At 35.2% G+C, this 22,773-nt stretch carries 15 protein-coding genes; 1 reads left to right on the top strand and 14 read right to left on the bottom strand.

The features are described 5' to 3' along the window. Window positions 1-21 precede the first annotated feature (21 nt). The 8 genes from VOI54_RS07105 to msrB form a co-directional block, all read right to left on the bottom strand. Window positions 22-3,720, bottom strand: a complete 3,699-nt coding sequence (locus tag VOI54_RS07105) for a metallophosphoesterase (RefSeq protein WP_326282030.1) — start codon at window positions 3,718-3,720, stop codon at window positions 22-24. Between the two features lie 179 nt (window positions 3,721-3,899). Continuing rightward, window positions 3,900-5,120, bottom strand: a complete 1,221-nt coding sequence (locus VOI54_RS07100; RefSeq protein WP_326282029.1) for a bifunctional alpha/beta hydrolase/OsmC family protein — start codon at window positions 5,118-5,120, stop codon at window positions 3,900-3,902. After that, entirely contained in the window at window positions 5,101-5,631 is a 531-nt protein-coding gene (locus VOI54_RS07095) for a peptide-methionine (S)-S-oxide reductase (protein ID WP_326282028.1), read from the bottom strand. Before VOI54_RS07095 ends, VOI54_RS07100 begins: the two co-directional genes overlap by 20 nt. Further along, on the bottom strand, window positions 5,632-7,194 hold the full coding sequence (locus tag VOI54_RS07090; protein WP_326282027.1) for a protein adenylyltransferase SelO: 1,563 nt from the start codon (window positions 7,192-7,194) through the stop codon (window positions 5,632-5,634). Continuing rightward, window positions 7,191-7,439 carry a glutaredoxin family protein gene (locus VOI54_RS07085; RefSeq protein WP_326282026.1) on the bottom strand — a complete coding sequence of 83 codons (249 nt, stop codon included), beginning with the start codon at window positions 7,437-7,439 and terminating at the stop codon, window positions 7,191-7,193. Before VOI54_RS07085 ends, VOI54_RS07090 begins: the two co-directional genes overlap by 4 nt. 3 nt (window positions 7,440-7,442) lie before the next feature. Then, the gene (locus VOI54_RS07080) at window positions 7,443-7,964 is read right to left on the bottom strand and encodes a peroxiredoxin family protein (protein WP_326282025.1); all 522 of its coding nucleotides are present in this window, start codon (window positions 7,962-7,964) and stop codon (window positions 7,443-7,445) included. A 1-nt stretch (window position 7,965) separates the two neighbouring features. After that, window positions 7,966-8,505, bottom strand: coding sequence for a peptide-methionine (S)-S-oxide reductase MsrA (gene msrA / locus VOI54_RS07075; protein WP_326282024.1), 540 nt, complete (start codon window positions 8,503-8,505; stop codon window positions 7,966-7,968). Then, window positions 8,495-8,956, bottom strand: coding sequence for a peptide-methionine (R)-S-oxide reductase MsrB (msrB, locus tag VOI54_RS07070; RefSeq protein ID WP_326282023.1), 462 nt, complete (start codon window positions 8,954-8,956; stop codon window positions 8,495-8,497). The genes msrA and msrB overlap by 11 nt, the downstream gene beginning before the upstream one ends. Window positions 8,957-9,163: 207 nt before the next feature. On the opposite strand from msrB, the gene VOI54_RS07065 reads away from it, so the two are divergent. Next, window positions 9,164-10,363: a Pycsar system effector family protein gene (locus VOI54_RS07065; protein WP_326282022.1), complete on the top strand. Its 1,200-nt coding sequence runs from the start codon at window positions 9,164-9,166 to the stop codon at window positions 10,361-10,363. On the opposite strand, the gene VOI54_RS07060 is transcribed toward VOI54_RS07065, so the two are convergent. The 6 genes from VOI54_RS07060 to VOI54_RS07035 all read right to left on the bottom strand — a co-directional run bounded on the left by VOI54_RS07060 (window position 10,360) and on the right by VOI54_RS07035 (window position 22,757). Next, complete coding sequence (locus VOI54_RS07060; RefSeq protein ID WP_326282021.1) at window positions 10,360-12,732, bottom strand: GAF domain-containing protein; 2,373 nt, start codon at window positions 12,730-12,732, stop codon at window positions 10,360-10,362. The genes VOI54_RS07065 and VOI54_RS07060 overlap by 4 nt on opposite strands. 217 nt (window positions 12,733-12,949) lie before the next feature. Continuing rightward, window positions 12,950-14,608, bottom strand: coding sequence for an alpha-amylase family glycosyl hydrolase (locus tag VOI54_RS07055; RefSeq protein ID WP_326282020.1), 1,659 nt, complete (start codon window positions 14,606-14,608; stop codon window positions 12,950-12,952). Between the two features lie 3 nt (window positions 14,609-14,611). Beyond that, window positions 14,612-16,489, bottom strand: coding sequence for an alpha-amylase family glycosyl hydrolase (locus tag VOI54_RS07050; protein ID WP_326282019.1), 1,878 nt, complete (start codon window positions 16,487-16,489; stop codon window positions 14,612-14,614). A gap of 45 nt (window positions 16,490-16,534) precedes the next feature. After that, entirely contained in the window at window positions 16,535-18,610 is a 2,076-nt protein-coding gene (locus tag VOI54_RS07045; RefSeq protein WP_326282018.1) for an alpha/beta hydrolase, read from the bottom strand. Then, window positions 18,607-20,586: a glycoside hydrolase family 13 protein gene (locus VOI54_RS07040; RefSeq protein ID WP_326282017.1), complete on the bottom strand. Its 1,980-nt coding sequence runs from the start codon at window positions 20,584-20,586 to the stop codon at window positions 18,607-18,609. Before VOI54_RS07040 ends, VOI54_RS07045 begins: the two co-directional genes overlap by 4 nt. Window positions 20,587-20,639: 53 nt before the next feature. Beyond that, window positions 20,640-22,757, bottom strand: a complete 2,118-nt coding sequence (locus VOI54_RS07035; protein ID WP_326282016.1) for a glycoside hydrolase family 97 protein — start codon at window positions 22,755-22,757, stop codon at window positions 20,640-20,642. Between the last annotated feature and the right edge of the window lie 16 nt (window positions 22,758-22,773).

The following is a 22,773-nucleotide window of genomic DNA, read 5'->3' as shown; positions in this document are numbered from 1 at the left end:
TTTATCGAAAAAAAAAAAAGATTAAAAGCCAAATCCTAATTTAAATGCCAGCCTTAAACCATCATCACTATGAAAGGCTGATAAATTTAATGTCATCATATTTGCTGCATTAGCAAAAAATCCTCCGCCTATTGAAGTGTTCCAATTATCAGAATGGTGACTGGGGTCTAATAACAAGGCATCATCAACCCACACTCTACCATAATCAAATCCCCCATAAAACCCTATATATAACGGCATTAAACCTGTTTTTAACTGCCTTAAACTCAAGCGTAAATCCGTACTTTGAACAAAGGCACTTTTTCCTGTAAAACGCTCGTTTCTATATCCCCTTAAACCATTATTTGCGCCTATATTGGCGGCCTGATAAAACTCAAAATCATCTCCAAAGTTAACATGCCCCTTAAGCTTTGTGGCTAAAACCAATTGTCCGCTTGGAATTAACTTATAGTCAAAACCAAGTTCCGGAATTATATACCCAAATCCTTTAGACTTACTCATATTATTGGTGTAACCTGTTTTTACAGCAAAGAGCATCCCTAATGTTGGAAAGGCCTCATTATCTGAATTTTCAAATTGATACTTAGCGTTAATCCCATAGAAATCATCATTAAAAGCTACATTATCACCTACAAAAGCATCATTAATAAAGCGTCCTTCGGTTTTTTGAACGCCAATGGATTCATAAGTAACCCCTAGCTTAAAACTCGCACCTAATTGCCCTCTCCATATTAAAGCCGGTTCAAACCTTAACGTTTTTAATTTTACGCGATTATAATCAAGATCAACATCCAATCCGTCATCATCATCAGCTTCCGGATTTGGAGTTTGGTTACCATATCCAAAAAAGTTTATGGCATAATTGGGGCTTGTAAAGTTTGCATTGAACCCCAAGTTTAAATTACCAATAACTTTTGCTATTTCTCCGTTGTATGCCAAATCAAAACCGTTAGTGGCAAAATAATATGCCCCGGAAAAAGTATGCTGCGAACTAAAAGGATTACGCTCAAAACCATAATAAGTCAGGGTATTAACAAAACCAATTTTAAAACCATCATCAGGATTTGCTCCTAAAGTTGGCACAAAACTATTGGAACTGTTTTTTAACTTTTTATAATCATAAATATTGGTTTCGTAATCGTCCGTCAATCTTATGCTTCCATTATTGGTGATAAACTCATTTTCTTTACTCTTCTGATCGTAAATCTTAAGCTTTTTACCATTGATTATATTATATCTATCTTTATTTTGACCACCTATTAGCCGTACTTTAATAAGGTCATCACCTGTTCCATATACTTCAAACCTGTCATCATCATCCAAACCATAAACCCAGATTTCTCTGGTTTCTGCCGAGGTATAGGTGCGCTCATGAAACAAATCTGCTTTTTTGTCTTTTTTTATTCTGTATGCCGAAACTTTGGTTTGTCCGTTTTGTAACCTTTCAATATCAAACCAATCATCCTTATGGGTGCCTTTTACAACAGCATATTTATTTATATGCGTATAATAGGAATCGGATATTTTTTGAAGATTAGCACGTCTGCCAATAAGCTTTTTCCTTATGTCTGCAATCGTATTTTGATTAACTTCCGGTGGAAAATCATTAAAGGCCTCATCAATAACCTCATCCGTTAAATGATCCATAATATACCTTACCTGAGTATCCCAAACAGTTTTATCAGATTGATTTATTAAAGCCATATCCAGAGGGTAGGGTTCTAAATTAAACCATTTAGCACTTTTTAATTCAGTGTCATAACTCTGCATTAAACGCAATGCGGGTACAATTTTAGTTGCTGCACTTAATAAAGCCCCATCTGCCATAATTGAAAACGCCTGATCCCTATCTCTGGGAACCGGACGGTATATGGTTTTTCCGTTTTCTTTAAATTCTGCCCAACGCCATTGGTCTTCGTGCCTATCCCAATCGCCAATAAGCATATCAAATAAACGTGCCCTTACGTAAGCCTCTTCATCTAATACATAATCTTCATCCTTTACCAGTTTCTTTAACACATCATCGGTGCTTATAAGCTCATTGGAAAACCCAAAACTGGCCTTATCACCGTGTCCGGAATCTGTACGCTCTTCTATCATATAAAGCTCGTCTCCAAATTCACTTGCAAAGTGCCCCAAAGCATTTTGTTTCGGAACATAATACAGTACCGGATTAGTATGATATATGCCTACGGCATCAGACAACTTCCCTATGGTGAACGGTGCATATGGATGGGAACCGGTAAAGACATCCAACAATAAGCCTTCTGTATAGGTATTATTAAATTGACCTTTTATATACTGATCTTTAAATGCCACAGCCTGTAAATATTGTACAGCATTTTTTCTAAGCGCGCGCATAACATACTCCCTGCCTTGTTTGTCTTTTAAACGTAAGGATTTGGATTGATGGCCTCCGCCTTTTCTAATAACTGTTAAACCTCCTAATAAAGTGTCCAGATCTACTGTAGGAGCCATAACTTTTGTACTGAAGTCTTCACGGTATCGGTTTCCCCAAAAGAATTTATATAATCCTCCTTTTGTTGTTTCTTCTTCTGAATACACTGAAGCTACTTTTTTAGCAGGGTAAGATGACGGATAAGTAGTAAACACTTTTTTCTTATCCTCCGGAAGCACCTGTGTTTGAAAAACAATAGTATCACCTGAATAAAAACGCACATAGGATGACCCGTCTTTGAACACATCCAACCTGGCATACCCCTGAGCTCCAAACGAAAATTGCCCACCGCCCACATTACGTGTAGCATTTGTTTTTGAACCTGACCCGCTTACAATTTGCGGCAAGTTATCTTCTACAAGGTATTGCAAATTATGATCATGACCTGAAACAAAAATAGTTTTATCGTTTTCCTGAGACAGTGTAATAATACGCTTTCTAAATTCATTATAACGCTTATTTTGATCATCAACCGTAATAACACCACCTGTTTTTCTTATCAGGTTTTTTAGACTTCCCAACACTGGAAGAGGAGACATATGGTTCCCAAAAGAATATTGCCCGCCGTGAGAGCCATTGGTAAACATAGGATGATGTATAGCAATTACTGTAGTTTTTCCTCGTGCTTTTTTTATTTCCCCTTCCAGTTCATCAAAAAACTTTGCTCTGGTTTTAATTTCACAGTCATCATTGATTGTTGGATGGGTATCCCAATTGGTCATATACCATTCTGAATCTATAATGATCAAAACAACATTCTTTGCCAGATCTACTTTTTCAATTGGGCATCCGTTTTCTGGTAAAAATGTGTTTTTACCCAAAGCATCTTCTACATATTTTTCTTGTCTTTTCAGGCCTTTTAAACCATTACTATACCAATCATGATTTCCCGGAATGAAGATCACTTTTCCTTTATAATCTTTTACAGACTCTATTTGAACATTTAATTGATGTTCGGCAAATGCCCTGCCTTCTTTATCCTTTTCGGGCATCCCTTTTGGATAAATATTATCTCCTAAAAAAATAGCGGTACTGTGCTTTGAAGCTTTACTTAGTTCTTGTTTAAATGCTTTTATAGCTTCAGTTGACGTTCCTATTGGAGAGTTACCGCCATCTCCAACGAGATAAAATGAGTGTACTATATCTTTATTGGGAAACGTAGTTTCCTGATGTTTTTCATTTGTATATTGAGCTTCATATGTAGCACAAGCATTGATAAGTGTCAGGAATACTATTATAAAAGTGTATTTTAAAAACTTCATTGTGTGTTTGTTTCTATTTATAAAAATAAGAAGTAAAACCGTTTAAAAGTGCCTCAGTAAAACAAATATAATACTAAATCAGCAAGAAATGTACTGATTAACGCAGCATAGCATCAATATAACATCATGTTTTAAGGCCTAGCGATTCTCTTTTTTCTTTGTTACTGATCTTTCAGTAATTATCCTATCAATTCGGTTTCAATAACCACTTCACTTTGCAAGGTTCTGTGCACCGGACATTTTGAAGCTATTTCTTTAAGTTTTTCTTTTTGCACCTCATCTAAATCTCCAACAAATTTAAGTCGTTTTTGCAGATGATCTATACGTTTTGGCGTATCTGACTCTAACATTAAGTCATCACTATGTTTTTTAGAATAGGTGATATAAGCAAAAACTTCCTGTAAATCCCATTGTTTACGTTCAGCATACATTTTAAGTGTCATAACCGTACAAGCTGCCAATCCGGCACTTAAAAAATCATAGGGAGAAGCACCAAAATCATCTCCCCCTATACTATCTGGTTCATCCGCAATTAAATGATGTTTCTGTGTTTGAATGGTTGTTGTAAAGTTATCTTCTAGTAGATTTAAATGCGCTACTAACTGTTCACCTTTAGTCTCTAAAACAATATTGTCTTTTGGTGTAAAATAACGCTGTACCCAGGCACCAATTATATTGCCTACATAGATACTGTCTTTTGAATTTGACAATAAATGATCTGCATCATCTAAACTTACAAAACTTTTAGGGTGATGTGCATTATGATATAACTTTTGCGCATTGTCAATGCCAACAATTGTATCAAATGGGGCATGCATAATCAATAACGGTTTTCTTAGGTTTTTGGTGATTTCCGGCAGGTTGGTGCTACCAAAATCTGCTACAAATTCCTGATTGATTTTAAACGGCCTGCCACCAATATTAACTTCTACCTCTCCTTTCTCTTTAACTTCTTCAATACCGTGTGAAAACAAATGAGTGACATGACTCACTGCTGCAGGTGCACCAATAGTGGCTATGGCTTTTATATTTTCTAATTGAGATGCGGCAACAATTACTGCTGCTCCGCCTAATGAATGTCCTACAAGCAAGCCTGGTGCTTCATAATGCTGTTTCAAATAATCATTAACTGCTATTAAATCCTCTACATTTGCTGAAAAATAACTCTCTGAAAATTCACCTTCACTTCTCCCTAATCCTGTAAAGTCAAAACGAACCACTCCAAAACCATGAGATGTAAGCGACCTACTTATGTGCTTTACAGCTCCTAAAGTACTATTACACGTAAAACAATGTGCAAAAATCGCGTAATAATGAGGCTTTTCATTAGCGGGTAATTCTAAATACGCTTGTAATTTATATCCCTTTTTATTTTGAATATTAAGTTTTGTGCTTTTCATGGTTTAAATGATTTAATTTACTTTGGTCTGTATAACTTGAAAAGTGCTCTAGTAAAAATTCTAGTTTCGGGTTAATAAAACGTTCACAAAAAGGCTTTTCAGGATTGCTATAATAGTAATTGGTAATTTGTTCCCGTGAAGCTTTAAAGGCTTTAAACGGTAATACCTGTGTTATCAATTTATTCTCAAATTTATTTTGAAGACCTTCTATAATACATTCAACGTTTTGTTTTTGTTCTTTTAAAAAGACATACACTGCAGAGCGATATTTGGTCCGCATGGAATGATCTGAAGTACTTTTGTGGGTATATAAATGAATTTCGATCAAAGTTTTCAAAGCCATATCTTCCGGATTGAAATGGACAATTACGGCTTCAGAAAATGTGCTGTAGTTTTTTGTTGAAGCTACAAAACCCTGCTCCACTTTTGTTACGCCTTTCAAAGATTGAAAGACAGCCTCTGTACACCAATGACAACCGCCTCCTAGTGCTATTTTTTGTTCTAAATCCATCTACGAACTACATGACAACATGGAACAGCCTACCTTATGTCTTGCCCATTCCGGACGCTTAGCGAACCATTTTTGATATTCCGGTTGTTCTTTATAAGGCTGCTTTAAAAGCTGAAATAACTCGTCTATTAGTTTATAATCTCCTTTTTCTGCATCAGCAATAGCCAATTGCGCCATATAGTTTCGCAATACGTATTTTGGATTCACCTTATTCATACTTTCCCTTCGCTGAGAATCTGAAAAAGCCTCTTGCTCTAATCGGGCAGCATAACTTTTAAACCATTGTATCCATCTCTCTTTATTATTTCCTGTTATATCATCCGGTTTATAGAAAGCTTCATTGACAACCTGTAATCCTTCTGAAGCTTTTTCCGTTTTAAAATGGCTTAGGTTTCTAAAGAATATGGTCATATCTGTTTCTGATACATGTAAGAGGTCTTCTAAATTTTGAATTAGTGATTTATCATCTTCTCTTTCTATTTGTAATCCTAATTTAGAGCACATCATACTTAATGAGCGTGTGTCAAAATCTGTTTTATATTGATTTAAAATAGCTTCTAAAGCTGGGGCATCTTCAATTAATGGGTAAATAGCGTTTGCTAATTGAAACAAATTCCATAAACCAATATTAGGTTGATTTTCATAACGGTATCTTTTATGTTGCCTATCAGTAGTATTGGGAGTCCAGCCAAAATCATATCCTTCTAACCAGCCATAAGGCCCATAATCTATAGTTAGACCTAGAATGGACATATTATCTGTATTCATAACCCCATGTACAAAACCAACACGCTGCCAATGAATGATCATGTCTAAAGTACGTTCCGTAACTTCTTTAAAAAACCGTATGTATGTATCTTTTGAAGGTATCCCTAAATGTGAAAAATGATGTTTTATGGTAAAATCCACCAATATTTTTAAGGTTTCAATATCCTGTCGGGCAGCTAATATTTGATAATTACCAAAACGTAAAAAAGACGGTGATACCCTGCAAACAATAGCACCTTTTTCATAGGCTGCATTTCCGTCATACATAACGTCTCTCAATACCTGGTCTCCGGATAAAGCCAACGACAATGCTCTTGTGGTTGGCACTCCTAAATGATGCATAGCTTCACTACACAAATATTCGCGAATAGAAGAACGTAGTACCGCTAAACCATCTGCCGTACGTGAGTAAGGAGTTTCACCGGCTCCTTTTAATTGTAGTGTCCAACGTTTACCATTGTGTTCTACTTCGCATAAATTAATAGCACGTCCATCACCTAATTGACCTGCCCAGTTACCAAATTGATGCCCGCCATAACACATGGCATAAGGTTTTGTTCCAGGTAACACCACATTACCTGTAAAGGCCTTTAAAAAAACATCACTTTCACCATCTGCTTTGGTCAAGCCTAAATTTTCAAGCATATCGTCAGAAACATGAATAAGTTCAGGCTTTGTTGTTTTTTTAGGCGTAACAAAAGAAAAGCAGGCTTCTGAAACCTGCCGCCTTGTATTCAAGGTCACAGGGTCGGCCGGTAATTCTTTATTAAATATGTCTTTTATCTTAAGCTTCATACTAATTTTTCAATCCATTTTTTTAAATCGCTTTCCGATGGATTTCTTAATCTTCTCTCTCCAATGGTTATGGTTGGAAAATTAAGCTTTCTGCTTTCGTAAAGATTTCGCAATGCCTCGGCATTGGCCTTACTAGTCTCAACATCTAAAAATGTATATTTTAAGTTCAAATCGTCTAAAATCCTTTTATAGTACTGTGTCTTGTGGCACCTTTCTGCCCCATAAACCTTAATATTAGTTTCCATAGTTTACATGGTTTTAAGCAAATCAATTGCGGCATCAGGATTTAAATGAAAATCTGAAAATACCACATTGTCATGCTTATCTATAAACAGGAACCAGGGTGTCCCACCTGTTTGGTAGTTCTTCATGATGTTAGAAATGGATTTTCCATCATCTCCCGCATCATGTCCAAAGGGAATGTGTAATCCATATTGCTTTTGGGTCTTAAAAAGCTTATCATACGTATTCTCATGATGACCTTCAAAAACAGTCTGAACAGCTAAAAAAACGACATGCTTATTCTCTTTTAAAGCATCTACCATTTTTTTAAGATCGGGCAAGCCTTTCTTATGGCAACCTGGACACCAACTTTGAAAACAATACACCACTTTAAATTGGCCTTTAAAATCTGAAAGTTTTATCGGTTTTGTCTTAGCTCCATGAGCGTCAATCCAATCTTTAACTTCAAATTCGGGCGCTTTAAATACATTTGGATGTTTTAATTGATCAGACATATAATTGTCCCTTTCTTTAAATTTAATCTTCATCTTACTTTAACTTATCTGCATGGAGCTTTCTAAGTTTTGCCAGCTTCGGAGAAATCACAAAATTACAATAGCCTTGCGTTTGATTATTTCGGTAATAATCCTGATGATAATCTTCTGCCTCATAAAACACATGTAATGCAGTGATTTCAGTAACTATAGGATTTTCATAATATGGTGCTACTTCTTTTAACACCGATTCAGCTATTTCCTTTTGTGTCTCATTATGATAATACACAACCGAACGGTATTGGGTACCTCTATCTGCTCCCTGCCTGTTTAAGGTTGTTGGATCATGAGTGGTCATAAAAATGACTAACAGATCTTTATAAGATACGGTATTTGCATCATAAGTAACCTGTATGACTTCGGCATGTCCGGTTAATCCGGAACAGACCTCTCTATAGGTTGGTTTACCCGGAGCATTACCTCCGGAATATCCGGACACCACATTTTCAATACCTTTTATTTCCTGAAATATAGCTTCGGTACACCAAAAACAACCACCTCCAAATGTGGCTATTTCTATTTTTTTAGTTGTCATGAGCAGCCTCCTTTTCTAATACCATAGCTTCTGAATTGATGCAATAACGTAGCCCGCTAGGTTCTGGTCCATCCGGGAACACATGTCCTAAATGTGCATCACAGGTATTACACATCACCTCTACGCGCACCATACCAAATGCGGTATCTTTTTCGTATTTAATGGCATTTTCATGAATAGGCTGTGTAAAACTGGGCCACCCTGTACCTGAGCTGAATTTTATAGTAGAATCAAACAATGGTGTATTGCAGCATACACAATTGTACTTACCTTCATCATAAGTACTGCAAAGTTGTCCGCTATGCGGACGTTCTGTACCTTTTAACCTTGTAATTCTAAACTGCTCCGGGGTTAATTGTGCTTTCCAGTCTGCTTCCGTTTTTTCAACACGTTTATCCGGTATTGGATTTCCTTTTACTGAAAAGTTGATTACGTCTTTCCATGTTAGCATAATAGGGTTCCCTTTCTTTTTTTAGTTATTATAATATGCTTTTTTCAACCTAAAGGTAGTCGAAATTTTATTGAAAAGCTTACTTGAACACCGTTTTAAGCCTTTATGACAGGAATGATAAAATTTATGACAAATTATACCGTTCTTATATCTAAAATCTATTTTCTTAAAGTTTAGTACTTTTACTCATATAAACTGAATCAACTTATGGACAAACTTATTGTTGAAACTGAAAAATTTACAACTAATTTATTAAATGAAAAATTAGATGCTTCTTTTCTATACCATAACCTGACGCACACACAACGTGTTGTAGAAAAAGCTATATTATTGGCTGAGCAATCCGGTTTAAGTGATTCAGACAAAAGCATCCTGACCTTAGCCACATGGCTTCATGATACCGGCTATACTAAAGGTATAAAAAATCACGAAGAAGAAAGCGTTAGTATTGCCAAGTCCTTTTTGAGTGATAAAAAATGTAGTGTATCTGACATTGAGGCCATTTGTAATTTGATCATGGCTACTAAAATGGAGCACACTCCTCAAAATCAATTAGAAAAAATAATAAGGGATGCTGATTGCTCCCATATAGGCAGTAAAACTTATATTGAAGTTTCCGAACTCCTTAAAAAAGAATGGGAATTAACCTGTGACAAGCACCTTACCGAATCTGAATGGTTAGATGAAAATATAAACTTTCTATCCACCAAGCATCGTTTTCATACTACGGAAGCAGCTTTAAATTGGGACAAACGCAAGAGTAAAAATATTTCAGAACTATTAAAGGCTAAAAAAAAGCTTGATACTGAAAACAAAAAACTCAGGCAAAAAAAGGACGAGTTAAGTTTTAAAAAAAATAAGATCGCTGTTCCTGAACGCGGTATTGAAACCATGTTTAGGGTGACCTTAAAAAATCATATTGTTCTCAGTAATATAGCGGACACAAAAGCCAATATCCTATTATCTGTAAATGCTATTATTGTGTCATTGGTTTTGGCAAACCTGATCCCTAAGCTGGATAATCCTTCCAATCGCTACCTTATAGTTCCTACCGTTATTTTTGTTTTGGTAACGGTTGCCTCTATTATTTTATCTGTTTTGGCAACGCGTCCAAATGTTACCAGTGGGAAATTTACCAAAGCTGATGTAGCTAATAAAAAAGTAAATTTATTGTTCTTTGGTAATTTCCATAAAATGAGCCTTAATGATTTTGAATGGGCTATGGGGGAAATGATGCAAGACAGGGATTACCTGTATTCTTCTATGAAAAAAGACCTATATTTCCTGGGGCTGGTCCTGGATAAAAAATACAAAATCCTCAGAATTACCTATTCTGTTTTTATGATAGGTATTATTATAAGCGTTATTGCTTTTGCAATTGCCTTTCAGTATTCCGGCGTTTACTAAGCTTTAAGCTCTTTCATTAAATCATCATAAGTATAAAAGGATTTGTCATCTTCATTCTTATGATAGAGCACGCTTACACGAATTGCTTTTAACCCTGTTACTGCTTGTAAATCCTGTAATTCTACTATTTCCACATCGGTATCTAAATAATGTTTAGACTGTAAGAATTTAATATAACGCAGATATTCTAGTTCATCTTGTTTTTGTGAATACACTATACTTATTTTTCCTTTTTGTGTAATCCTTTGATTGGTTCCTTTTATAAACGCCTTATCTACACGCTTTTTTACAATTTCATAACGTGCGTTATAAGTTCCATCAACATCAAATTGTTTTTCATCCATTCTAAAACTTATAGAAAGTGGCTGATTAAAAACCAAGACCATTGAGGCTACATCAAGTGCCACGGGGAAATCTGACTGCATTTGATAATAGGCATTTTCCATTTCACACATGATCTGTAATTGCCATAATCTTAAATTGTATAGATAAATAGGGTTAAAACTATTCTCTTTTGTTATAGATTCTCCTATATACATATTATGCTCAACACCATCAGTTTTAAAACGCTCAAAATAATGAGGGTACATAGCTTGCGCATCTGTTTGTTTTTTATCTAAAAGTGAAGCCATTTCTTTATTGATCATGGTAATGGTATCATCATAATCTTTTCTATAACGGTATAACATATTTACCTTATCATCTATGATATCATAATACGCTTCAATAGTTTCTTTTAAAGCTTCTATAGTATTAAGATGTGATAGTGCCGGTTCAATATCCTGTTTAAAAAACTCTGAAATCTGCTGCTCACTATCCACTTGAAATTGTTCTTCCAAGCCCTTTTGATAATCATCTATTTGATGTATAAACTGCTCATATATGGGAAGCGTATTAATTTGAAGTGCCTTTTCAAAAATGTTTTTAGCTGCTTTAAGCTGTAGTGTTAAGTCTTGAAAAGTGGCTCTGTTTCTTGCTTCAGAAGATCCTTTAATATCAATTTGCCCGAATAACGGATACACATTATCAAAAGTTATGGTCTTGAAACTAGGCTCCAATCCTTTCATTTTTGCTTTAATAAACCTTTCGGCTTCTTTAGCAAAACGCCATTTTACACTAGGGTGAATGGAGGTACACTCTTTTTGAATAATAGCTTCAATTAAATTCTCTTCTTCGGTTTTTGAACGCTTAATTGTCGATACTATAAACGGCATTATATCACCCAATTTATTAGCATTGATACTGTTTAGCACCTGAGGTTTTTGTGATACAATTTCAAGAATTCCCATCAAGCCATCTTCATTTGCTATGGGAGCAAGTATGGCACTTTTAATACCCTGTTTATGCAAGCTTGCAATTTGTGGCGCACAGGATTTGGCCTTTTCCAGTACCTTATCTACATCTGATATAGACAAATACTTATGCTCTTTTAATAACTTGTTATAAGACCAATCACATAATGCTGTTGAGCAATTATTACTTTCATGGTCTCCCAAAAGAAAACTTTCCACCCCTTCTCCATAAAAACGGTTAAAGGTATTCTCTTCTTCGTTGTATATAGAAACTCCTACTTTTATATCATTTATACCCAATAACGACCTGAAAACTTTATGAAAATCTTCCATAAATTCAGCACCCTTTTTAGTGCTTTCTCCTATAAGACTGGACTTGATATTAGATATGGATTGATCATCTGTAACATCAAACATATTTGAAATCACAAAACCATTAAACACATAACTATTTGGTGGAAACTTTTCTTTCCACAGGTCTATATTATCAAAGCTATCCAATAACTCATCATAATCTGCCTGAGTTATCTTTTTTGCTTTTTCAGTTGGTGTAATTTCACAAAAATCGGCATTATATAATATTTTATAATAGCGGAGTATTCCATTTGCATCCGGTATCTCGTAATAAAATGGCCTTTTAAAATTTAAACTGTAACCATAACAAAACCCTAAAATAATTGTACACGCTATAATATAGGTGTCATCTTCGGGCATATTTTTAATTTGAAGCTCAAAGTCATCTCCTGCATTTTTAATAATATTTTTAAAACGTTCTGATGTATTGAAAGTCAGATTGTGAAATGGAACCGAAGCTGTCTTGATTTCATTCTTTGTTAAAAGTGGTGTAAAAGTATCCTGAAGAATAACACTTATTTCCTGTTCTCTTTTCTTAAATACTGAAACATCCTCAAAACCGTCTCGTAGTTCTGGATAATCACTTGCTATTTTTAAAATGCTTTTAGCTTTTGCTGCAATAAACTGGTCTTTACTCTTTGCCAGGGTTTCGTATTCCTCAAAAAGTTTATTAAAACTTATTTTGAGCTGCAAAGGTGATTCTATATTATCATTGATATCCATAATATTATGCGCTTACCATACAAATTTACAAATAATTGGTTTAGTCGTTATTAACTAGACTTCTTGACAACTAAAATGTTACATTAAAAACGTTTTAATTTCATTAAACCTTCTGCTTTCCAAGCGCCCGTAAAATAAAGAAAGCTTCCCTGATCTCGAGAAGCTTTCAGCGCTATTAATCTGTTTTAAACAAACTAACAATTCATATGACGTCATCTTACTGTTGTTTCTCCAGCAATACGATGTTAAACTCAGAGTTTAAAGTCACTTTTCCGTTTTTAACTTTAACAGGAGTACTAGAGTATGTGTCATATAACTGATCTCCGTTTTTAAATACTTCAGAAACGTTAAGTACTTTTTTTCCTATTGGTAAATCCAAACCTATAATGACCTGATCTTTATAATTTTCTTTGGAAAAACGCCTGCAAAACACATAAGGGTCTGCTGTTAGCATTTGGTGCGTTCCGGCTCCTACTGCAGGGTGGTTTATTCTAAATTGCCCTAATTTTTGCCAATGCTCTAAAATATTTTTTGTTTTTGTATTGTTTTTAATAGCATCCCAATTCATAAATGAACGTAATGTGGCATCTCCCTGTGTATCTTCAATAACTAAAGAACGTGCAGACTCATCACCATAAAATACTTGTGAGGTTCCCGGACATAACAATAGTTTTGTAGCTGTTTCAAAAGGTTTTTCTCTTTCTGCATCAAAGGGTTGACCATCGTCATGAGAGCTCAAATAGTTCATCACACCATAGCCTTTTAAATCTGAATTCAAGATATCTGAATACCGTTTAAACATGACTTCTTTAGTCTGTTGAGCTGCATTCCATTTAGACTCAAAATTTATAAGACTATTAAAAGCATTATCAAAATAATTCACCTTTTTATCGCCAAAGTCAAATGCTTTTTTAGCGCTTATTCCATAGTTATATACCTCTCCAACCAGATAAAAGTCATTATCATCTAAAACCTTATTAGGGTTATTCTTTTTAAATTCTGAAAACGTGTAGTCACACTCCTTTCTAAACTCCTGCCACACTGATTCTTCTACATGCTTAACCGTATCTACCCGGTAACCGTCAATTCCGAATTCTAAAATATAATCGCTAAGCCATTTCATGATATAGAAACGCGGCGCTCTTGGGTGGCCTGTTCGTTCAAAAAAGGCGTTTAACTCTGAAACTTCCTGCTCATATCGACCTTCACGCTTCCATTTTTCAACCAATTGTGGTGGTAATTGAACAGCTTCATTGCTTTCTGTTTTTATATCCGGGAGGTTCTTAACCAATGTGCAGGTAATGGTATTTTCATAAGACTTGTAGTCACATTGAGGTGCTGTGCGCACCCATTCTTCAGGCCATAATGCATCCTGTTCAGTAACCGGCCCCGTATGATTGATAACAGCATCCAATAAAATACGTATGCCTTTTTTATGTGCTTGCTCGACCAATTCTTTCAGATCTGCTTTTGTTCCAAAATTAGGGTCTAAATTTGTCCAATCACTGGTCCAATATCCATGAAACCCATAAGTTAAACCGGTTCCTTCATCTGTTCCTCCATGAATTTGTTCCACTATAGGAGTCATCCAAATGGCATTGATTCCCAGCTCCGTAAAATAACCTGCTTTGATTTTTTGGGTTATACCTTTTATATCTCCACCTTCAAACCCCCGAAGCTTTCCGGTTTCCAGGTTTCTGTTAAAATTAATGTCATTTGATGTGTCTCCGTTATTAAACCGATCTGTCAATAAAAAGTATACATTTGCCGCTTCCCAAATAAAAGGAACCTCTATGTTTTTATTTAATACCTGAGTTTCTTTTTTGCAACCCGTTAGTGTTACAACTACTAATATTAAAACTAAGATTTGTTTCATACTTTATTGAATGTTTAATATAAATGACTCTAAAGGTTCTATCTTAATATTTGCTTTCCCCACCCCGTTTTCAACAATTAACTCTGATTTAAATTGTTTGTACAATTGGTCTTGAACTTTATAACTACCATCTTTTAAACCCAAAGCACGGATCGCCTTCTCTGGAACTTGCAATTCAAATTCAAATCCTTTTTCTGTCTCAAAATTTGAAACAACAATCAGTTTCTCATTTTCACTCCAGCGTACAAACGACAGTAGTTTATCTGTATAATTTTCAGTATGCTGTCTATTATACAAATGTATATCAGCATAGCTTCCTGCTAAGGCAGTACTGCTAATGGTAAAGTTTAACAGGCGACTATAGAAATCTCTTAAGTGCTTTTCTTCATTTGTTAATTGCCCGCCATCAAACTGTTTATTATTTACCCAACGTTGATGTGCAGGTACACCAACATAATCAAAAATGGAGGTTCTAGATGGCGACCCAAAACCTGGTTCGTCCGAACCGTCTTCACCTACTTCCTGCCCAAAATAAATCATAGTTGGCGCTGTAGTTGATGTTGCCGAAACTACCATTGCCGGCTTTCCTTTTTGAGCGCTTCCGGCAAACTCCGGACTTGCTATACGCTGTTCATCATGATTTTCCAGAAAATGTAACATATGATGCTCAATATCTTTCAAGTCATCAAGAATAGGTGGAATATGATCTGTTTTTCCATGTCCCTGCATGACATGTTTTATAGTATCATATAGTTGGACCTTATCATACAGGTAATCCATTTTCCCTTTTTTAATATAATCTCTATACAGGCTTGGATTATATACTTCAGCCAATAAAAAGGCTTCCGGGTTTGTTGTTTTTATAGAAGAGTTCATGTAGCTCCAAAACTCCACCGGAACCATTTCAGCCATATCATAACGAAATCCATCAACGCCCATATCTAACCAATACAGCGTAATATCTCTAAATTTTACCCATGAGTTTGGTACCGTCTTTCCTTTCCAAAACTCAAAATGTGCTTTATGCGCTTTATTTTCAAAGCCCTCAGGCAATTCATTAAATTCTTTTTTTCCTTCCGGTGAAATACCATAATTTACTTTAACTGTTTCATACCAGTCTCCCATATTTGGTTTTGATTTCCGTGACCCATTTCCAGTCCACTTTGCCGGGGTTTCGTCAAACTTGCCATCAATTAACGGATGTTTTTCACCTCCTAGAGGGAAATAGCCCCCTTCCCAGTCTGGTAGTTTAAAAGATTCGTTAGGATTATAATAAAAATTATTATTTACATGATAGGCCACTGAAGTATTATCATCTTCACCAAAATCATGCAGTCCTTTTGGTTTTGAAATACTTGTGTAATTACGCGCTACATGATTAGGAACTATATCTATGATCACTTTTAATCCGGCATCATGAGTACGCTTTATTAAAGCCTGAAATTCTTCCAAACGTTTTTCAACATTTACTGCTAAATCCGGATTTACATTGTAATAATCTTTAACCGCATAAGGTGACCCTGCACGGCCTTTTACCACTTCCGGATCATCATTAGAAATGCCATATTTTGTATAATCTCTTATGACATCATGATGCGGCACACCGGTATACCAAATATGTGTAACTCCCAGGTCTTTGATTTCTTTTAAAGCTTTTTCTGTAAAGTCATTGAATTTACCAACACCATTCTCCTCAATAGTTCCCCAAGGCTTATTAGTTGTATTTGTGTTACCAAACAAGCGTGTAAACACTTGATAAATTACTTCCTTTTTCTTTATGGGTTTAACTTCTTCAACTGGGTTTCTAACCTGTTCTTTTTTTTGATTGCAACTAAAACCAAATAATAAGCATACTATGATGATATATTTTATTAACTTCATTTTACGTATTAACTAATGGGTTATAAAACTGAATTTGACATATTATTATTTTCTTAATAAAAACATTAAGGGGATATCTAATCGCTGGTTCCAGGCATTTTCAGAATGATCCGTTCCTTCAAACTTTAAATTTTTAAAATTAGCCTCTGTATAGCCTTTCTCCTTTAATATCTCATCTACTTTAGGTGCATATTGCGGGTAATGTGCATCCAAGGTTTCTGTACCATAGTCAAAGTACATCTTATGTGTATTTGAATCCGGCAAATGTGTTTTCATATACTTAAAAATGGCATCCGGAAATGGATTATTTTCTATTGGTGTAGCGCCCGGCCAATGCGTGGAAATACATGCAGCGCCACTAAAAACGTTTGGGTATTCGCAAATAGCGTACATGCTCATAAGCCCTCCCATACTTGACCCCATAACATAAGTATTAGCTTTGTTCCTATACACAGAGAACTCAGAGTTCACCATGGGCATTAATTCTTCTACTAAAAATTTAAGATAGTTATCACCATAAAACTCAATATTTTTATTAGTTTCAACAGCTAATGCCCTTAATCTATCTTTTTCTTTTTTTTCCAGGTTGTCAAATGCTTTTTGCGGAAATAAATCCTGCCACCTTATTTCAGAGATATTATGAATACCTACCACAATAAAATCTTTAGTCTTTCCTTCATTTATTAATTTGGAAGCCCATTCGTCAACTTTCCATTCTTGCTTATTCCATGTAGAGGTTGCATCAAATAGCATTTGCCCGTCATGCATATATAAAACGGCATACTTTTTTTCTTCTGAATAATCTTCGGGCAACCAAACATCAACTGGCCGAGACTGAATATATTTTGAAGGATAAGCTTCTAACCGCATTAAGGTTCCACTGGAAAGTTTAGCTTTTGGATAGGGTTGAAATGTGTTTGATGTTTCTAAACCGAACAACCATTTAATGGAGGTTTTAAATTCATTTTTCCAGAACACTTCACTATGGGTGCCTCCGGGAACCAATCTTTTTTTGAATTGTGCTTTACTAAATCCATTGTTCGCTAGAAGGGTTATCATAGTTTCAACATTTTGAACCATATCGCTGCCTTCTTTTTCTCCTGCTAAAAAATAGACTCTTAAACCGTTTGCATTTGACAAACGGTTTTCAGTGAACGTAAAAATAGCTTTGGAATACCAAAAAGAGGGAGAAAACACCCCTGACAAACCAAACACATCTGGTCTTTCAAAAGCAGCATAATGCGCAAATAACCCTCCCATAGAGGATCCCATTACTGCCGTGCTTTCGGGATTGGTCTTTGTTCTGAAATTTTTATCAATTTCAGGCTTAAGTGTATTTACTATAAAATCCAAATATAATTTGGCCTCGCCTTTACCATGTTTTTCAGAATCCCAGGCAGAATATTCATGTATACGTTTTTCAGCTCCATGATCAATAGCCACAACTATAAGTCCGAATCCGGACTCCTCATACAATTCATCCAAAGTTTCGTCAACTTCCCATTCGCCACTATAAGATGTTTTAGCATCAAATACATTTTGTCCATCCTGAATGTATAGAACGGGATAAGTTTTTGAAGACGCTTCGTAATCAGGCGGTAAATAGACACTTATCTTTCGGGTTCTGCCTAATTGAGGAATGGCAAAATCTGTTGCATACACCTTAACCTGTTTTGAAGCTGTTGATGGCTTATCAGCATCATTATCTGTATTCCATTTTACAATATTAACCTCAACCGTTTCACTTTGGCTTTCAAAAGTATAGGTTCTGTTTTCAATCGGGTTATTGTTTAAAGCACATTCTACAGAACCCCAATCGCCTTTGGTAAATTTAAAGCTTATGGCCTCTCGATATTTTGGGATAGAAATACGGTAGTGTCCATCTTCTTTTTTTAGTTTGAATTGTGAACGTCCGCCTGACCAGCCCTCAAAATCTCCTGATATAAACACATCGTCATCAAAATCATGTCCTTCAGGTAATTTATTAACAATAAATGTTACGACTTCATCACCTAACACCGGATTATCATTATCCTTCTTTTTATCTAAACATGAAAAGCAAAGCAAAGGAATAGCCCATAATGCAAGCCATTTTTGTATGTTATCAAAGCGGTTTATCAATCTAATTTTGTTGTTAGAACCAAACTTCCTTTTTTAGATAATTCTAAAGCTTCTCCCCAAACTAATTCAGATGAAGTAATAAGATTCTTTAATGTTTTACCTGTTAAGCCTACCTCTTCAAATCGGTCTAAATCTAATTTAACCGGGGCTTCATTTTTATTCATTATATGAACTACCGTTTCATCTTCAAGTATTCTAAATAGCACATAAATACCATTTTCCGGAGCAAAATGAATTGTTTTACCTTCATGGATGGCTTTACTGGTTTTTCTATAGTTCAGAACCTTCTTAAGAAAAGACTGCATATCCTTTTGATCAGCTGTTAAGCCTTCTCCTTTAAATGCATTGACTTTATCCCCTGCCCATCCACCGGGAAAATCGGTGCGAATTACTCCATGATCACCCGGTTTATCAAAATCGTGCATTAATATTTCTGTACCATAGTATATTTGCGGAATACGTGGTAACAACAAGATATAGCTTAATGCCATTTTTGTATTAGCTATATCTCCGTGTAGCTGCGTAAAAATGCGACTCATATCATGATTATCCGGAAAAATCATAATATCTTTTGGACTCACGTAAGCAAAATCATTAGCTAAACTTCTATAAATTTCAATCAACCCTGTACTCCAGTCCTCTTCTTCATTTAAACCTTTCACAATTTTATCTTGCATTGCAAAATCCATTGGTGATTTTAAATTGGAATTATAACCATCTTTGTTTGGATGTCCCTGCTGCCAATATGCAATTAACAATGGATTAGTAGACCACTCTTCGCCAACAATATTGAAGTTAGGGTATTCGTTCATAATTTCACCTGCCCAACGGCTCATAAAATCTTTATCCGGATATGGATACGTATCCTGACGAATCCCTCCCAATTGTGATGTTTCAATCCACCAAATACTATTTTGAATTAAATATTTAGCCATAAAAGGATTACGCTGGTTTAAGTCTGGCATTCCTGAAACAAACCACCCTTGCGTCATACTATTTTTATCTATTTCAGAAGCATATGCATCTTGATTGGTTGTCCTTCTGTGATTGGTATTGATATTTGTAGAATTATTCCAATTTGCTTTATGCTTCACATAATTATCCTGAAGGTTTACCCAATCCTTAAATGGTAAATCTTTCATCCACCAATGTTCTAAACCACAATGATTTGCTACCTGGTCCATAATGAGTTTCATCCCTTTTTCGGATAGTTTAGAGGACAATTGATTGTAATCTTCCAGGGTTCCGAAACGCGGGTCTATTTCATAAAAATCTGTCATAGCATAACCATGATAGGACCCTTTTGGCATATCATTAGTTAATAACGGACAAGGCCAAATTGCGGTAAAACCTAAATCTTCAATATAGTCCAAATGATTTGTAATACCCCTAATATCCCCTCCATGGCGTGCGTAGCCATCTGTTCTATCAATTGTTTTTTCATTAAGGGTTTCTACAATATCATTTTCCGGGTTTGCGTTAGCAAACCTATCAGGTGTTATTAGATAAATAGCGTCGCTACTATCAAAACCTATGTAATCTTCAGCTGGTTTTTCTCTTGATTTTAACTCATAGGTATAAACCAAATCCTCCTTACCTTCTTGCTTAAAAACAATATTGAATTTACCGGCTTTTGCTGTTTCATCAATATTAAGGTCTATAAACAAGTAGTTTGGACTATCTGCCTGATGTACTTTTTCTACAGTAATTCCCGGATATGAGATTTCAGGAGTTGTTTTTGAAATCTCAAGATGATTTACCAAAAGTTGTAGTGTAGAATTTTTAAAACCTACCCACCAATTTGGTGGTTCCACACGTAAAATGTCATGCTTTTCAGCTATTGAAGATTGAGCTTCTACTTCTTCTGATGCCATTTCTTGCTGTTTTTTACAAGATAAATTTAAAGCTAATACACATAGTAGTCCAATTAAAAACAACGGATTACTTTTAGTTTGTCTTTTAAAATGATAATTCATAACTCTATTTTTTAAATTTATTACAGCACAAAAAAGCTTTAAGCAGTTCTCTTTTATTTAGCTTCCTTGATACTTATGGCATATCCTCCGCCTGGTACAGATAGTTGTGACAATTTAGATTTACTGGTCACCTTTTTAGTTTTAATTGTATAGGCCTGTGGGTTAGTTTTATAATGGGCATCTTTGGCATCTGCATAAATTGTTGCCACATATTTTTTGCCCTTTTCCAAGAAATCTAATTTGATATTTGATGTTCTTGCTTCATTACCATTAACATTACCAATAAACCAATTATCAGTTCCTTTTTCTTTACGTGCCACAGTAATATAATATCCTGGTTCGGCTTCTAAATATATACTCTCATCCCAATCTATGGCTACATCTTTTATAAATTGAAACGCATCCATAAATTGCTCGTAGTGTTCTGGTAAATCGGCCGCCATTTGCAATGGGCTATACATAGTAACATATAAAGCCAATTGATTTGCTATAGTACTATTTACATGAGAATTATTATCCGGATTAAGCTTGCTGATATCCATTTCAAAAATACCTGGCGTATAATCCATAGGCCCTCCTATTAACCTTGTAAATGGTAAAACGGTAACATGATTGGGTTTTGAGCCTCCAAATGCCTGATATTCTGTTCCTCTTGCTGACTCGTTTCCTATTAAGTTAGGATAAGTTCTACAGATTCCCGTAGGGCGTACCGCTTCATGTGCATTAACCATTATTTTATAGTCAGCCGCTTTTTCTATGGCATATTGATAATGATTGACTATCCACTGATTATAATGGTTCTCACCTCGTGGTAATATATCACCAACATAACCACTTTTAACAGCATCATATCCATTGTCTTTCATAAACTGGTACGCTTTGTCCATATGACGTTCATAATTACGTACTGAAGCTGAGCTTTCATGATGCATCATCATTTTTACACCCTTAGATTTTGCATAAGCGTGAATTTCGTCTACATCAAAATCTGGGTATGGTGTTACAAAATCAAAAACATAATCTTTATGTTGTCCATACCAATCTTCCCAACCTTCATTCCAGCCTTCAACTAAAACAGCATCAAACCCATGTTCTGAAGCAAAGTCTATATATCGTTTTACCTTGGTATTATTTGCAGCATGTGTTCCGTTGGGTTTTAATTTAGAATAATCTGTTACACCTAATTGTACAGCAGATACTTCATTGGTATAAGACCATGAACTTTTACCTGTGATCATTTCCCACCAAACACCAATATATTTAACCGGTTTGATCCATGAGGTATCTTCAATTTCACATGGGTCATTTAAATTCAAGGTCATTTTTGAAGCTAAAATATCACGTGCATCATCACTTACCATAATAGTTCTCCACGGTGAATTTGCTGGGGCTTGCATATACCCTTTATATCCGTTTGCATCTGGAGTTAACCACGATTCAAAAATCATATTTTCATCATCCAAATTTAAATGCATACAGGAATAATTGATCAATGCAGCTTCATGTAAATTGATATATATATCATCAGCTGTTTTCATCATTAATGAGGTTTGAACTCCAGTGGGTGAAAACGATTTTTGAGATAAGTTTTCAGTCATCGCTTTTGTTGAAAGCCCTTTGATCTCTGATAGTTTAGATTCGGTATAATCATATTCTTGTGTATCATAATCTCCAGGAATCCAAAATGCCGTATGATCGCCTGTCATGGCAAACTGTGTCTTTTCTTCTTTAATTACAAAATACACCAGGTTTTTTTGTTCTGGAAATTCATATCGAAAACCTAATCCTTCGTTAAACATTCTAAAGCGAATATTGATAATTCTATCCGTTTCATTTTGTTTTAAGCTAACCATTAATTCATTATAATGATTGCGAATGCTTTGTACCTCGCCCCAAACCGGTTCCCAGGTCTCATCGAAAGTTGATTCTTCGGTTTTTAGAATAGAAAAATCATTATGTAATGATTTTTCATCATCCTTCAATTCAAGACCTAAACTACTGGTTTTAATAATAGCGTTACTTTTATAAGATAGCTGATATGTTGGTGTGCCATCTTTTCTTAAAGAAAATTGCATTATTAATTCACCATTAGGTGATTTTAATTCTTGTGAATGCGCTAAATTTAAAGTTGAAAATAAAACGGCTAAGGTTAATATATATATGGACTTCATCTTTGTTAAGTATTAA

It is taken from the genome of Alterotamlana spongicola (assembly GCF_035818475.1).
Taxonomy (GTDB): domain Bacteria; phylum Bacteroidota; class Bacteroidia; order Flavobacteriales; family Flavobacteriaceae; genus Cognatitamlana.
This window is presented reverse-complemented; position numbering and strand designations above follow the sequence as displayed.